Origin of the sequence: Maritimibacter sp. HL-12 (assembly GCF_900177545.1) — a bacterium.
Taxonomy (GTDB): Bacteria; Pseudomonadota; Alphaproteobacteria; order Rhodobacterales; family Rhodobacteraceae; genus Sinisalibacter.
On record NZ_FXBQ01000001.1, the window covers coordinates 3,270,426 to 3,283,750 of the forward strand.

The following is a 13,325-nucleotide window of genomic DNA, read 5'->3' on the forward strand; positions in this document are numbered from 1 at the left end:
CGCTTCGTGGCTCACATTTCGGTTTTCTTGCGGTCCCAAACCGACTAAACGGGCCTCGGCTTCTGGCTGAGCTTGGGGAACACGATGTCCGAGGATATCCGTAACCGCATTGTCGAGATCATCGCCGAACAGGCAGTCATAGATCCGTCGGATGTGTCGATGGATCAAAGCCTTGAAGACCTCGGCATCGACAGCCTCGGGCTCGTCGAGGCGATCTTCGCGATCGAGGAAAGTTTCGATATCTCGGTGCCCTTCAACGCCAACGCGCCGGAGGAAAGCGAGTTCGACATTTCCTCCGTCGGCGCCATCGTGACAGCCGTCGCCGGGCTCATCGCCGCGCAAAAGGGCTAGGCGCGATGCGGCGTGTCGTGATCACCGGCGCAGGCACGATCAACGCATTGGGCCACGGGCTTTCACAAACCATCTCCGCGATGAAGGCGGGTCGATCGGGGATCGGGCCGCTCGACTTTCGCGACGCCGACCGGCTTTCGGTGCGCATCGGCGCGCAGGTGAAGGACTATGACCCCGAGGCGCGGTTCAGCCGTCAGGAGCTGGTGCTCTACGACCGTTTCACCCAGTTCGCGCTGATCGCCGCGCAAGAGGCGATGGCGCGGGCGGGGCTCGCCATCGACGGCGCGCTGGCCGAGCGCTCGGGCGTGGTGCTGGGCAATTCCGGCGGCGGGCTCGGGACGGTCGAAGATAATTACCGCACCGTCTTTGAAGAGGGCAAGAACCGGGTGCACCCCTTCACCGTGCCCCGGCTCATGAGCAATGCCGCCGCCAGCCAGGTGTCGATGGCACACAACCTGCGCGGGCCGTCCTATACCGTCGCCTCCGCCTGCGCCTCGTCGAACCACGCGATGGGCCAGGCGCTGCTGCTGATCCGCGCCGGCATGGCCGACGTGATGCTCACCGGCGGGTCGGAGGCGATGCTGTGTTTCGGCGGGATCAAGGCATGGGAAGGGCTCAGGGTGATGTCGAAAGATGCCTGCCGCCCGTTCTCGGCCACCCGCACCGGCATGGTTCAGGGCGAGGGCGCGGCGGTGTTCGTCTTCGAGGAACTGGAACACGCCAAGGCGCGGGGGGCGGAGATCCTTGCCGAGGTGGCGGGGTTCTCGATGACTGCCGACGCCGCCGATATCGTCATGCCCTCGCGCGAAGGCGCCGCGCGGGCGATCGCGGGTGCCTTGCGCGACGCCGGGCTCAATCCGGAAGACGTGGGCTATATCAATGCCCACGGCACCGGGACCACCGCCAATGACAAGACCGAATGCGCGGCCGTTGCCGACGCTTTCGGCCAGGCTGCCGGGCAGGTGCTGATCTCCTCGACCAAGTCGATGCACGGCCACCTGATCGGCGGCACCGGCGCGGTGGAACTGGTTGCCGCGCTGATGGCGCTCACCGAGGGCGTGATCGCGCCCACCATCGGCTACGAGGCACCCGACCCGGAATGTCCGCTCGACGTGGTGCCGAACGAGGCGCGCGAGGCGAAGGTGAGTGCGGTGTTGTCGAACGCCTTCGCCTTCGGTGGGCTCAATGCTGTGATCGCGTTGAAGAAAGCGCCATAACGTACTGAAATACAAGTATTCAAACAGAAAACGCCGCGCGAGGGTCGCGCGGCGTCTGATCAGGTTCGGCGGTTCCGGTTTATTCGGCCGCCGGGGCCTCGGCTTCGGCCGGCGCGGTCGGCACCGGCAGCGAGTCATAGGCCGCGGTGAAGCCCTTGAGCGACACCGGGATCTGGATCCGGGTCGGCTCCCGGTCCGGCGGCAGGAAGGCCACGAGGCCAAGGTTCATCACTTCGCCGGCCTTGAACGCCTCGATGTCTTCGGGGCCGAACAGCAGCCGGGCGATGCAGCCGTCAGGCAGGCACATGTAGAAGTCGTACTGCTTGGAAAGCCCGCGGTCGACACCGATGTTCAGACCCTGCGGCAAGAGGATGCCGAGATCGACCGGCAGCGCGAGTTCGCCCACCGCGACCGCGGGGCTGCCCTGCGCCTGACGGCCAAGCGCGATCTTGCCCACCGGGTTCTGTTCGGCGTCGAACAGGGTTTGCGCCATGCGGCAGGGATCGTTGCCGTCTTCCGTGCGCAGGCATTCGCGCTGCCAGTCGTCGAAAGCCTCATCGACATAGGTCGCGTCCTCGCCTTCGGTCACCGCGAGCGGCGCTTCGACGGCCGCCTCCGGGGCTTCGGTCGGTGCCGCGTCCTCGGCATCCTGAGCTGCGGCGGGCCCGGCCAGCGCGATGAAGAGCGCGAGGCCGAGGGGTTTGAGCAAATCTGCCATGATCGAATTCCCGTTTCCGTTGTCATTCGGAGGCTTGATTAACACGGGCTGCCGCTGCTGTCAGGGGCGAAATTTGGGCGGTGTTGCGGAACCGGGAAAAGCCGCTCAACCGGGGGCCGGGCGCATGACAAGATGGATGACGGTGCCCGGGAAGCTTGCCCGGAATTGAGAAAGGGCCCGGTAGACCCGGACCCTTCTGCGCACATGCAGCGCAATTGTTGGTACTCCCTGCCGGACCGGCCGACTTGTGGGGCGAACGCTATGACAGAATGTCGCATCGGTCAACAGGTGGATTCGGGCGCGTGGTGAACCGGCCATAGCCCATGGCACCGGGATCGCGCGAAAAAAGCCGCGCCCCCGGGGCGCGGCCAGTCTGACAGGGAGGAAGTCGCCCAGGCGAAGGGAACAGGCCCGGACGGATTCACTCTGGCACGAAATCCTTAAAAATGTATTTTCATCGCAAAGGGTTCCGAGGGAGGGCAGGCGGTATGGACGATCAGGTGTTCATCGGCGGCGGTGGCGAGGCCTACGGCATCAAGCAGGGGCTGTTGCTGAAATATGCCAACCGCCACGGGCTGATCGCCGGGGCGACCGGCACCGGAAAGTCGGTGACCTTGCAGATCCTTGCCGAAGGGTTCTCGAAAGCCGGTGTGCCGGTGTTCCTCTCCGACGTGAAGGGCGACATGTCCGGGCTCGCGGTGGCGGGGTCGGAGGGCTTCAAGCTGCACGACGCCTTCCTGTCGCGCGCCGGCAAGATCGGCTTCGACGATTACACCTACGAGCAATTCCCGGTCACGTTCTGGGACCTGTTCGGCGAACAGGGCCATCCGGTGCGCACGACGGTGGCCGAGATGGGGCCGCTCCTGCTCTCGCGCCTGCTCGAACTGACCGACGTGCAGGAGGGCGTGCTCAACGTCGCCTTCCGGGTCGCCGACGAGGAAGGGCTGCCGCTTCTCGATCTCAAAGACCTTCAATCGCTGCTGCTCTGGGTCGGCCAGAACGCGGCCGATCTGTCGCTGCGGTATGGCAACGTCGCGGGATCTTCCGTGTCGGCGATCCAGCGCGCGCTGCTGGTGCTCGACATCCAGGGCGGCCACAACCTGTTCGGCGAACCGGCGCTGGACCTTGCCGACCTGATGCGGGTGGACCCCGACGGGCGTGGCCGGATCTCGATCCTCGCCGCCGACCGGCTGATGCGCTCACCGCGTCTCTACGCCACCTTCCTGCTCTGGCTGTTGTCGTCGCTGTTCGAGGACCTGCCCGAAGTCGGCGATCCCGACAAGCCGAGGATGGTGTTCTTCTTCGACGAGGCGCACCTGTTGTTCGACGACGCCCCGCGCGCCTTGATCGCCAAGGTCGAGCAGGTGGCGCGGCTGATCCGCTCCAAGGGTGTGGGCGTCTACTTCGCGACGCAGAACCCCGCCGACGTGCCCGACACCGTGCTCGGCCAGCTCGGCAACCGGGTTCAGCATGCGTTGCGCGCCTTCACCGCGAAGGATCGGCGCGAGTTGCGCCAGGCCGCCGAAACCTACCGCGACAACCCCCGCTTCGACATCGAGGACGCGATCCGCGAGGTCGGCGTCGGTGAGGCCGTCACCTCGATGCTGGAGGCCAAGGGCGCGCCCGGGGTCGCCGAACGCACATTGATCCGCCCACCGTCTTCGCAGCTCGGGCCGATCTCGCCAGAGGAGCGAGCGGCGGTCAATGCCGCATCGCCCTTTGCCGGCAAGTACGACACCGCGATCGACCGCGACAGCGCCCACGAGATGCTCGCGCGCCGGGCCGAGGCGGCGGCAAAGGCGGCAGAGGAGGCCGAGCGCGCCGAGGCGGAAGGTGAGGCGCGCGAATTCAGCGCCGCGCGCCGCTACGGCGCGAACGGTGACACATCGTCAGCGGGCGCACGCCCGGGTCGCGGCTCGAGCTTCGGCGGCGAGGTCGCGAAGGTGGTGATCAAGGAGCTCAAGGGCACCACCGGACGGCGCATCGTGCGCGGCCTGCTCGGCACCCTGTTCAAGGCACGCTGATCGGGTGTTTCGAGATGATTTGCCCCGTGCCCGGGGCGCTACGTCACGCCCCTGTCACGAATCGCGGTCAGGATGCGCCCATATCGTGGGGCTTGTCTGGTTTCCATTCCCAGATATAGTCAGCGATAGATGACGGGGCGGGGTGTCCCCGCCCTGCGGTTGCGAGACAGGGCGGGGGCGGAGTCACCGATCATGGACGGCGAGTTCAGAACATCATTCGTGCGCGAACAGGCGAACCCGAGGGCGCACCCGGCGCTTGTTCTCAACGCCGACTTTCGCCCGCTCTCCTATTATCCGCTTTCGCTCTGGCCATGGCAGGAAGCGGTGAAGGCGGTGTTTCTCGACCGGGTCACGATCGTGGCGGAATACGACGAGGTTGTGCATTCGCCCTCGATGGCGCTGCGGATACCGTCTGTCGTGGTGCTGAAGGACTACGTGAAGCCGCAAAAACGGGTGGCGTTCACCCGCTTCAACCTGTTCCTGCGCGACGAGTTCTGCTGCCAGTATTGCGGCGCGACCGGCGATCTGACCTTCGACCACGTCGTGCCGCGTGCGCGCGGCGGCGTGACAAGCTGGGAAAACGTCGTCGCCGCCTGCTCGAAATGCAACCTGCACAAGGGCTCGAAAACCTTGCGCCGCTCCGGGCTCAGCCTGCGCAAGCCGCCGCGCCAGCCGGGGGCGGAGGAACTCAAGAACCTCGGCCGCAAGTTCCCGCCCAACCACCTGCACGAAAGCTGGACCGACTTTCTCTACTGGGACGCCGAACTGGAGGCGTGAACGGGCGCGTTTTTGCGCGCGCACCGGAGGCTTGAACGGGCGCGATCTCGCGCGCACTGGAGGCGTGAACGGGCGCGATCTTGCGCGCCCGTGGGGCCCCCCGGGCGTCAGGCCCGCCCGCGCCGTCCGCCGCGCCGTCCGCCGCGGGTGGCACCGGTTCCGCCGCCCGACCCGGCTGGTTTGTTGAACTGGATCCAGTCGGCCCCGTGGGCGTCGTTGTCGAGCAGAAGGTTGGCGGCGCGGATCGCTTCCATTTCCTTGCCCGCGCGGTAGCGGGTCGAGCCGAGGCCAAACAGGGTGACGAAGGTCTCGTCGTCCATGTCGTCGGGCAACACCACGCCGAGTGCTGCGATCTCGGCCCGCTTCTCGGCGATCTTCGCCTGCGGCACCGGCAGGGCGAGCGGGTTCATGATCGCGCTCGTCATGCCCGAGGCATAGGCCATCGGCAGGAAGGCGTTGTTGATGCCGTGCCGGTTGGGCAGCCCGAAGGAGATGTTGGAGGCCCCGCAGGTGGTGTTGACGCCCAATTCGTCGCGCAACCGGCGCACCAGGGTGAACACCTGCTTGCCCGCCGTCGCCATCGCGCCGATTGGCATCACCAGCGGATCGACGACGATGTCATGGGCCGGGATGCCGAAATCGGCGGCACGCTCGACGATCTTCTTGGCCACCGCGAAGCGCACCTCGGGGTCGACCGAGATCCCGGTATCGTCGTTCGAGATCGCCACCACCGGCACGTTGTATTTCTTCACCAGCGGCAGCACCAGTTCGAGCCGCTCCTCCTCGCCGGTGACGGAGTTGACCAGCGGGCGGCCCTCGGCGATCTCCAGCCCGGCTTCGAGCGCGCCGGGCACCGAGCTGTCGATGCAGAGCGGCACATCGACGAGGCCCTGCACCAGCCCGATCACCTGGCGCATCAGCGGCGGCTCGGTCTGGTTCGGATCGGGGTTGGTGTTGAACACCACGCCGGCGTTGACGTCGAGCACCGTGGCCCCGGCGGCAACCTGCGCCACCGCATCCTTCTCGACGGTGGAGAAATCCCCCGCTTCCAGTTCGGCCGCGAGCTTCTTGCGCCCGGTGGGGTTGATGCGCTCACCGATCACGCAGAACGGCTCGTCGAAGCCGATGATCACGGTCTTGCTCTTGCTTTCGAGTATGGTGCGGGTCATGCGTCTCTCCTCGGGGCGGCGGGGCTCAGGCCCGACCGGCGTTGTCAATGAGCTGTTGCAGCCTGTCCTGGCTGTATTCTGCGTCGATGCGCGCCGCTTCGGCGGCGGCGATGGCGGCGGGCTCGCCCGGGGTTTCCACCGGGCCCTCGCGGCGCCACTGCGCCAGGTAATCGTCTGTACCCGCCAGGCCCGACTTCATCGCCGCACGGTCGATCGCCTGTTCGAAGCGCTCGGGCAGGGGCCGCTTGGCCGCCGTCCGGCCCTTGCCGACGATGACCTGGGCGGGAATATCGCGCCAGTAGACAATGATGAGACCAGGCATTGGCATTGCTCCTCGTTGTTCCTCCCCGATAGGCCAGCACGGCGCGCGCGGTTGCGCCAATGGCGACCAGGTGCGCACGGGATGCGACCTCGGGTGTTGCGCCTCGATAGCGGCGGCAGGGAGCGGGGGGAAGGGGAGCCGGCTTGAATTCTTCTCATGATGATCTTCGCCGCCGACGCGCGTTCGCGTGTGCGCGGTGCCACAGAGCTTGCGCGGACCCCGATCGTGCCCTACCTTTGAGGCAACCTAGATTGGAGGGCGTGAAGATGGCGCCCAGGCGTCCCGATGGCGTGGGCGCGTTCCCGAAAGCGGTAGAGCCACCCGCGCCGAACACGCTGGATCCAGACAGCCTCTATGCGGCTCTGGATCTCGGCACCAATAGCTGTCGCATGCTGATTGCCCAACCCAAGGGCAGCCAGTTTCACGTGGTTGACAGCTTCTCGAAATCCGTGGGCCTCGGCCAGGGACTGGGCGGCTCGGGCCGGCTCAGCCGTGCCTCGATGGCACGCACGATCCAGGCACTCAGGATCTGCAAGCGCAAGCTCGCCAAGCACGATGTCGGGCACATGCGGCTGGTCGCCACCGAGGCCTGCCGCCGCGCCACCAACAGCCACGATTTCATGCGCATCGTCGAGCGCGAAACCGGGCTGAAACTCGAAATCATCAAGCCCGAGGAAGAGGCGATGCTGGCGGTGATCTCGACCGCGCCGCTGGTCTCGACCCGCACCGAGCAGCTTCTCGTCGTCGATATCGGCGGCGGCTCGACCGAGCTTGTCTGGATCGACCTCTCGGCGGTGCCGCCGCTGGAACGGCCGCGCTCGATCATGCGGCTGCGCGCCGGGTTCAAGGGCGAAACCGGGCCGTTTCCGGCCGCGCGGGTGGTCGACTGGATCAGCGTGCCGCTCGGGGTGGCGACGCTGCGCGAGGCCTATGACGACGTCGAGGACGATTCGGCACGTTTCGCGCTGATGAGTTGGTATTTCGAGGAGCAACTCGGGGGATTCTCCCCGTTCCACCGTGAGAACGCCCGCGAGGGGTTCCAGATCATCGGCACCTCAGGCACCGTCACCACGGTGGCCGCCACCCATCTCGGCCTGAAGCGTTACGATCGCAACAAGGTCGACGGGCTCAGGATGACCTCCGACCAGATCGACCGGGTGATCCGCGGCTACCTCGTCGCCGGTCCGGAGGGGCGGCGTGCCGATCCGCGGATCGGACGCGACCGGCAGGCGCTGATCATGTCGGGCGCGGCGATCCTGCAGGCCTTGCTCAGGATCTGGCCGACCGACCGGCTCTCCGTGGCCGACCGGGGCCTGCGCGAGGGGCTGCTCTATGCGCAGATGTCGTCGGACGGGGTGCTCGAAGACGGGCCGTACTGAGGCCGCCACGCGAGAGACCTGCGTGGGCGTTGCGGCGCGAGGGCGTTTCGGTATATCCCGGCGAAAAAGGAGGCTCAGGTGGCCAAGAAACCGACCAAAGGCACATCGGGCCGGGGCGAGCGTGACCTCAAGGTCAAGGTGAAATCCGCGCGCGGGCGCAAGCTCTCGTCAACCCTGTGGCTCCAGCGCCAGCTCAACGACCCTTACGTGAAACGCGCGAAAGCCGAGGGCTTCCGGGGCCGCGCGGCGTTCAAGATCCTCGAGTTGGACGACCGTTTCGGATTTCTCAAGCCCGGCGCGCGGGTGGTCGATCTCGGCTGCGCCCCCGGCGGCTGGTTGCAGGTTGCGGTGGCGCGGGTCAACGCGCTCGGCGAGATCGCGGGCAAACCTGTCGGCACCGTGCTCGGGGTCGATCTGCAGGAGGTCGAGCCGGTGGCCGGTGCCGAGACGTATCAGCTCGATTTCATGGCCGATGGTGCCGATGACCAGGTCAAGGCCTGGCTCGGCGGCAAGGCCGACGTGGTGATGAGCGACATGGCGGCGGCCTCGTCGGGCCATAAACAGACCGACCACCTGCGCATCATCGCGCTCGGAGAAGCGGCGGCCTACCTCGCCTTTGACGTTCTGGAAGCGGGCGGCACCTTTGTCGCCAAGGTGCTGGCCGGAGGGGCCGAGGGCGATCTGCAAAAGCTGCTCAAGCAGAAGTTCACCAAGGTGGTGAACGTCAAACCCCCCGCGAGCCGTGCGGATTCGTCGGAGAAATTCGTGATCGCCAGCGGGTTTCGCGGGTAGCGGGTCGGCTGCCTCAGTCTTCGAGGCCCCAGATCTTCGCGAGCTTGGTGTAGGAGCGCGGTGCGCTGTGGGGATCGTCGCCCGCGCCGCCCATCCGTTCCCGGCGCGCGGCAAGCTCTTCGGGCGTCTCTTCCAGCGGGTTGCGCTTGATCCCCGAGCCTTCAACGATCCGGTTCATGAAATTGAACAACGCGCAGACGCTGATCGCGTCAAACAGGGCCTGTTCGTCCCACCCGGCGGCATAGACCGCCTCGGCATCGGCTTCGATCATCCGCGCGGGCGAGAGCGTCAGCTTGCGGACATAGGCGAGGATCGGCTTGATCCGGTCGTCGACGGCGGCGGTGTCGAGGTCTGCCAACAGGCCCGCGAACACGGTCTCGTCGATCCCGAAAGCGGCGGCGGCGACGGTATGCGCCCCGTGGCAATAGGTGCAGGCGTTCAGCCCCGAAACGTAGGCCGCGATCAGCTCGCGCTCGGCGACGGTCAGCGGCGACGGGTCTCGCAACAGCCGGTCGTGGTATTCCAGAAGCGGGGCGGCGGTATGGGGAAAGCGGCGGAACACACTCGACAATTCGGGTTCGCCGGGAATCGAGGGGAATACGCGCATGCCGATCATCTCCGCCTGGTTTCAGCCGGTTTGCCCGGCGGTCGCGTGACCTTAGACCATCGCGGGCGTGGTGTCGCCAGGCAGGGCAGGCTGTCGGGGCGCGCGGAACACGTCCGGGGGCGCCACGGGAATGCGGCGTCGGGCCTCGGATCAGCCGTCGATCATGCCCAGTTCACGGCCGTTGGTCACTTGCGTCAGCACCCGGCCATTCGCGGTCTGGCGAATGTCATAGCCATAGCCGCGCAGACGGAAGCGCCATTCGCGGTCCGACAGGCAGCTGCGGCGTTCGTTGCGTGCGAAGGCGAGGGCTTCGGTGCTGGCCGAAAGGCCGGTCTCGGTGATGTGCATTGGTCTCGTCCTGTGTCCAATAATGGTTAATGCACTTGATTGTTCACGGATTCGTGGCGGTATTCGTGCCGGAATGGGGCAGAACCGGGGTGATTTCTGGTGAATTTCCGCCGCGCTACAACGCCTGCGGATCGCGCCAGGCGCGCAGCGGGGCGAGGCGTGGTGTCTTTTTCGCCTGGTGGCGGTCCATCCGCCTGAGCACCCGGTCCAGAAACGCCACCGCCTCCGCCGCATAGGGGCCCTTGTTGAGCATCACGCATTCGGCGCGCTGGCCGCGCGCCGCATCGGTCGCCTCGGCGCGGCTGGCATGGCCTTCCTTGGCGAGGCCCTCCAGCACTTGGGTTGCCCAGATCACCGGCACCTCCGCCGCTTCGCAGAGCCACAGGATCTCTTCCTGGATCTCCGTCAGCCGTTCCAGCCCGATCTCGACGGCAAGATCGCCGCGCGCGATCATCACCGCGACCGGGCCGGTGGTGCTGGCCTGCACGATCAGCCGGGGCAGGTTGCGCACGGCGAGATCGGTTTCAACCTTGAGCACGATCGCCGGGCTGCTGCCGCCTGCGGGCAGGCGCGCGGCGATGGCGCCTTGCAGGGCGCGCACATCGCGCGCGGTCTGCACGAACGAATAGCCGATGATATCCGCGTGCTGCACGGCAAAATCCAGCGCCGCAAGATCGGCTTCGGTGAGGGCGGGGATGTCGATATCGACACCGGGCAGGTTCACGCCCTTCTCGGCCGCGAGGCGGGCACCCTTGGCGCGGGCATGGGTGATCTGAAGCTCGGCGCGGCCTTCGCTCACCGCGATGACCTGCGCGCCGAGCTTGCCGTCGTCGAAATGCACCGTGGCACCGGGCCGCAGGGCCTGGATCAGTCTCGGATGGCTCAATGTTATCGTGACCCGCTTGGGATCATCGACGCCACCGGCTGTCAGCACGATCTCGTCGCCGCGCATCAGCCGCGGACCGCCAGCGCACAAGGCCAGGCCCGCGCGCTTCAACTTTTGCAGCTTCTTTTTTTTCTCGCGGGCGAGGAGGGCCTCGGGGCACGACACGGTTGCGGTGCGCACCTTTGGCCCGGCAAGGTCCATCAACACCGGCACCCGCCGCCCGGCGGCTTCGGCCACCGCCCTTGTGTGGGCGATCATCGCGCCCCAGGCCTCGGGGCTGTCATGGGCGCAGTTGATCCGCACCGCGTTGGCCCCGGCCGCGACAAGGTTGCCGATCAGATCTGCGGATTCGGCGGCCTCGGTGGGGAGGGTGACGAGTATCCGCGTGCTGCGCCCCTTGGGATCGGTGCCGAAGATCGCATCGCGGCGGGCGTCGATCCGGTGCCGCGAATAGGTGAGCAGCGGCGAGACGGTGCCTTGGATCGGGGTGGTGTCGGCAAGGGTGGTCAGGGCGGCGATGACCGCGTCCAGGGTGGCGCGCACATGCGACTCGCTGCGCCCGAGCGACGAGAGCCCAAGCCGCGCGAGGGCGGCCTGCTCCACCGTCAGATCAATGCGGCGCAGGGCGAGGAACAAGGCAAGGTTGGCCGCCGATTCGGCGAAATCCGAGCCGTCGAGCGCCCCTTGCCATCCGGCAAGCGTGGTCGCGGCCGCGTCAAGGGCCTCGCGGCGCACCTGGGTGAGCCTGTCGCGCAGGGCCGAGGCAAGCGCCCGCGGGTCGCTGCCGTTGGCCAGGAGATCGCCATTGTCCATCTGTTGGCCCTGCTTTTGCACATCAGCGCCACCCTGTCACAATGACTTAACAAAACCGTGACGTCCCGCATCCGAATTGCGGTCCCGCCCGGCACGATGCTGCGGCCTGCGATCAGGCCCGCGCCATGCCGGGCGGTGGTCTCGGCCCTGCCGGGTTCCCTCCGTGGATGCGACCACAGCGCGAAGCTATTGCGGCGCGGGCTGCGGCATCACCGCGTTGACGAGGGTCCGCTGCACGATCCATTCGCCATCCTGTTTTTCAAGGATCGCGAGGTGATAGCCTTGCAGCGGCTCGCCTTGCGGATCGGTGATCGTGTAGCGGGCGATATCCCACGCGGTGTCGCCAAGAACCTCGACGGCGAGGGTCTCCACCTTCATGTCGCGAAAACCGGCCTCGAAGCTCTGCCGGTAGCGCTGTTCGACTGCGCCGCGGCCCTCGAAGACCTGCCCGAGCGGCCCGTAGTAGACGACATCCTCGGCGAACAGGCGCGACACCGCGGCGGCATCCTGATTGTTGAAACGGGCCTCGTATTGGTCGAGCCGCGCCTCGATCTCGGCCTCCTGGTCGGGATCGGCCCGCGCAGGCGCGGTCAGGATTGCCGCAAGGGCCAATGCGGAAGCTCCGAGCGCGAGGGTGGGTTTGGCTTGATACGTCATTTGCAGTCTCCCGTGTTGTGGTACTGCGCCCAGTCTGGGGGTTGAGCGCGGGCCGGATAAGCGCGAGACTCGTCGTGATCGGTCCATTTCCGTCGCGGAGGGCGAAAATGAGCAAGTCGCCACCCCTGCACGTCAGCCTTGTTGCGGTTCCGGGCACGCTGGCGATGCCCATTGCCGGGCTCTACGAAGTGCTCACCGCCTTCCCGGTGGTGGCGCATTTCCATGCTTCCGTGCCCGCGACCCCGCCTTTTGCCGTCGAGATCGTCGGAACCGCGCCGATGACGGTGGCCGCGGGCAGCGGCCTGCCGATCACGATCCAGCGCGGCGTGGACGAGGTGGCGCGAACCGATATCGTGATCGTGCCGACGATGGCGGTGGAGGAGAACTGGCCAATGGGCCGCCACCCCGAACTGGTGGCGTGGATGCAGCGTATGAACGAAGGCGGCGCGATGTTGTGCTCGGCCTGCACCGGCCTCGGGCTTCTGGCCGAAACCGGGCTGCTCGACGGCCGCCCGGCCACGACGCACTGGGCGTTCGGGCCCGCTTTCCGGCGGGCATTTCCGCGGGTCGAGCTGCATCTCGAGGAGGTTCTGGTCACCGCCGGCGAGCACGAGGAGTTCGCCATGGCGGGCGGCGCGGCCTCGTGGCAGGATCTCGCACTCTACCTGATCGGCCGTTTCGTCAGCCCCGGCGCGGCCCAGGCGATCGCGCGGTTCGAACTTCTGGAGCGCCACGCCGAAGGCCAGGCCCCCTACCTGCCGTTCCTGCCCAACACCGACCATGGCGACGGCATCGTTCGCCGCCAGCAGGATTGGCTGCGGCAGAATTTCGCGGTTGCAAGCCCGGTGACGGAGATGACCCGCCGCTCCGGTCTGTCGGCGCGCGCCTTCGAGCGGCGGTTCAAGCGCGCAACCGGCCTTGGTCCGATCGCCTATGTGCACCAGGTCCGGATCGACCAGGCGAAGCGGAAACTCGAACAGGGCGACCGGCCGATCGACCAGATCAGCTGGGAGGTTGGCTACGAAGACGCGGCGGCGTTCCGGCGGCTGTTCAAGCGCATCGCCCGTGTCACCCCGGGCGTCTACCGGCGCAAGTTCGCCGTGCCCCGAAACGGCTGAGACGCGGGACCTACGGATCGGCTTTGCGGGCGGTGGGCAATCTGGCGGAGAGACAGGGATTCGAACCCTGGGTCCCCGTGAAGGGACAACGGTTTTCGAGACCGCCCCGTTCGACCACTCCGGCACCTCTCCGCGGTCTCGCGGGGA

At 67.0% G+C, this 13,325-nt stretch carries 14 protein-coding genes and 1 tRNA gene; 7 read left to right on the forward strand and 8 right to left on the reverse strand.

The window, feature by feature from the left end; all coding sequences use genetic code 11:
* Positions 1–84 precede the first annotated feature (84 nt).
* Both B9Y97_RS16120 and B9Y97_RS16125 read left to right on the forward strand, forming a co-directional pair.
* Positions 85–351, forward strand: a complete 267-nt coding sequence (locus tag B9Y97_RS16120; RefSeq protein ID WP_085527707.1) for an acyl carrier protein — start codon at positions 85–87, stop codon at positions 349–351.
* Between the two features lie 5 nt (positions 352–356).
* Complete coding sequence (locus B9Y97_RS16125) at positions 357–1,568, forward strand: beta-ketoacyl-[acyl-carrier-protein] synthase family protein (RefSeq protein WP_085527708.1); 1,212 nt, start codon at positions 357–359, stop codon at positions 1,566–1,568.
* 79 nt (positions 1,569–1,647) lie between these two features.
* Here B9Y97_RS16125 and B9Y97_RS16130 read toward each other — a convergent pair whose 3' ends face one another.
* Positions 1,648–2,286, reverse strand: coding sequence for an invasion associated locus B family protein (locus tag B9Y97_RS16130; RefSeq protein WP_085527709.1), 639 nt, complete (start codon positions 2,284–2,286; stop codon positions 1,648–1,650).
* A 488-nt stretch (positions 2,287–2,774) separates the two neighbouring features.
* On the opposite strand from B9Y97_RS16130, the gene B9Y97_RS16135 reads away from it, so the two are divergent.
* Together B9Y97_RS16135 and B9Y97_RS16140 are read left to right on the forward strand one after the other, a co-directional pair.
* Positions 2,775–4,310: a helicase HerA-like domain-containing protein gene (locus tag B9Y97_RS16135; RefSeq protein ID WP_085527710.1), complete on the forward strand. Its 1,536-nt coding sequence runs from the start codon at positions 2,775–2,777 to the stop codon at positions 4,308–4,310.
* A 192-nt stretch (positions 4,311–4,502) separates the two neighbouring features.
* Positions 4,503–5,087 (forward strand): HNH endonuclease, encoded by a 585-nt coding sequence (locus tag B9Y97_RS16140; RefSeq protein WP_085527711.1) that lies wholly within the window; start codon positions 4,503–4,505, stop codon positions 5,085–5,087.
* Positions 5,088–5,194: 107 nt separating this feature from the next.
* On the opposite strand, the gene B9Y97_RS16145 is transcribed toward B9Y97_RS16140, so the two are convergent.
* A complete protein-coding gene (locus tag B9Y97_RS16145; RefSeq protein WP_085527712.1) occupies positions 5,195–6,256 on the reverse strand; it encodes a methyltetrahydrofolate cobalamin methyltransferase in 1,062 nt (353 codons plus the stop codon).
* 25 nt (positions 6,257–6,281) lie between these two features.
* Positions 6,282–6,578 (reverse strand): virulence factor, encoded by a 297-nt coding sequence (locus B9Y97_RS16150; protein ID WP_085527713.1) that lies wholly within the window; start codon positions 6,576–6,578, stop codon positions 6,282–6,284.
* Between the two features lie 266 nt (positions 6,579–6,844).
* On the opposite strand from B9Y97_RS16150, the gene B9Y97_RS16155 reads away from it, so the two are divergent.
* Positions 6,845–7,957, forward strand: coding sequence for a Ppx/GppA phosphatase family protein (locus B9Y97_RS16155; protein ID WP_085528309.1), 1,113 nt, complete (start codon positions 6,845–6,847; stop codon positions 7,955–7,957).
* A 78-nt stretch (positions 7,958–8,035) separates the two neighbouring features.
* Positions 8,036–8,749, forward strand: a complete 714-nt coding sequence (locus B9Y97_RS16160) for an RlmE family RNA methyltransferase (protein WP_085527714.1) — start codon at positions 8,036–8,038, stop codon at positions 8,747–8,749.
* A gap of 13 nt (positions 8,750–8,762) precedes the next feature.
* On the opposite strand, the gene B9Y97_RS16165 is transcribed toward B9Y97_RS16160, so the two are convergent.
* The 4 genes from B9Y97_RS16165 to B9Y97_RS16180 all read right to left on the reverse strand — a co-directional run bounded on the left by B9Y97_RS16165 (position 8,763) and on the right by B9Y97_RS16180 (position 12,060).
* A complete protein-coding gene (locus B9Y97_RS16165) occupies positions 8,763–9,356 on the reverse strand; it encodes a carboxymuconolactone decarboxylase family protein (RefSeq protein WP_085528310.1) in 594 nt (197 codons plus the stop codon).
* 150 nt (positions 9,357–9,506) lie between these two features.
* Positions 9,507–9,704, reverse strand: a complete 198-nt coding sequence (locus B9Y97_RS16170; protein ID WP_085527715.1) for a hypothetical protein — start codon at positions 9,702–9,704, stop codon at positions 9,507–9,509.
* A gap of 115 nt (positions 9,705–9,819) precedes the next feature.
* Positions 9,820–11,403: a pyruvate kinase gene (locus tag B9Y97_RS16175; RefSeq protein WP_085528311.1), complete on the reverse strand. Its 1,584-nt coding sequence runs from the start codon at positions 11,401–11,403 to the stop codon at positions 9,820–9,822.
* Between the two features lie 186 nt (positions 11,404–11,589).
* Positions 11,590–12,060 carry a YybH family protein gene (locus tag B9Y97_RS16180; protein ID WP_176224397.1) on the reverse strand — a complete coding sequence of 157 codons (471 nt, stop codon included), beginning with the start codon at positions 12,058–12,060 and terminating at the stop codon, positions 11,590–11,592.
* A 107-nt stretch (positions 12,061–12,167) separates the two neighbouring features.
* On the opposite strand from B9Y97_RS16180, the gene B9Y97_RS16185 reads away from it, so the two are divergent.
* Positions 12,168–13,178 carry a GlxA family transcriptional regulator gene (locus tag B9Y97_RS16185; protein WP_085527717.1) on the forward strand — a complete coding sequence of 337 codons (1,011 nt, stop codon included), beginning with the start codon at positions 12,168–12,170 and terminating at the stop codon, positions 13,176–13,178.
* Between the two features lie 42 nt (positions 13,179–13,220).
* Here the strand turns inward: B9Y97_RS16185 and B9Y97_RS16190 are convergent.
* Positions 13,221–13,310, reverse strand: a tRNA-Ser gene (locus B9Y97_RS16190).
* Between the last annotated feature and the right edge of the window lie 15 nt (positions 13,311–13,325).

Bases quoted from the DNA above. Each gene is read 5' to 3' on its own strand.
- B9Y97_RS16180 (WP_176224397.1), bottom strand. From the start codon at position 12,060: ATGACGTATCAAGCCAAACCCACCCTCGCGCTCGGAGCTTCCGCATTG.
- B9Y97_RS16135 (WP_085527710.1), top strand. From the start codon at position 2,775: ATGGACGATCAGGTGTTCATCGGCGGCGGTGGCGAGGCCTACGGCATC.
- B9Y97_RS16140 (WP_085527711.1), top strand. From the start codon at position 4,503: ATGGACGGCGAGTTCAGAACATCATTCGTGCGCGAACAGGCGAACCCG.
- B9Y97_RS16165 (WP_085528310.1), bottom strand. From the start codon at position 9,356: ATGCGCGTATTCCCCTCGATTCCCGGCGAACCCGAATTGTCGAGTGTG.
- B9Y97_RS16125 (WP_085527708.1), top strand. From the start codon at position 357: ATGCGGCGTGTCGTGATCACCGGCGCAGGCACGATCAACGCATTGGGC.
- B9Y97_RS16130 (WP_085527709.1), bottom strand. From the start codon at position 2,286: ATGGCAGATTTGCTCAAACCCCTCGGCCTCGCGCTCTTCATCGCGCTG.
- B9Y97_RS16170 (WP_085527715.1), bottom strand. From the start codon at position 9,704: ATGCACATCACCGAGACCGGCCTTTCGGCCAGCACCGAAGCCCTCGCC.
- B9Y97_RS16145 (WP_085527712.1), bottom strand. From the start codon at position 6,256: ATGACCCGCACCATACTCGAAAGCAAGAGCAAGACCGTGATCATCGGC.
- B9Y97_RS16185 (WP_085527717.1), top strand. From the start codon at position 12,168: ATGAGCAAGTCGCCACCCCTGCACGTCAGCCTTGTTGCGGTTCCGGGC.
- B9Y97_RS16175 (WP_085528311.1), bottom strand. From the start codon at position 11,403: ATGGACAATGGCGATCTCCTGGCCAACGGCAGCGACCCGCGGGCGCTT.
- B9Y97_RS16120 (WP_085527707.1), top strand. From the start codon at position 85: ATGTCCGAGGATATCCGTAACCGCATTGTCGAGATCATCGCCGAACAG.
- B9Y97_RS16150 (WP_085527713.1), bottom strand. From the start codon at position 6,578: ATGCCTGGTCTCATCATTGTCTACTGGCGCGATATTCCCGCCCAGGTC.
- B9Y97_RS16155 (WP_085528309.1), top strand. From the start codon at position 6,845: ATGGCGCCCAGGCGTCCCGATGGCGTGGGCGCGTTCCCGAAAGCGGTA.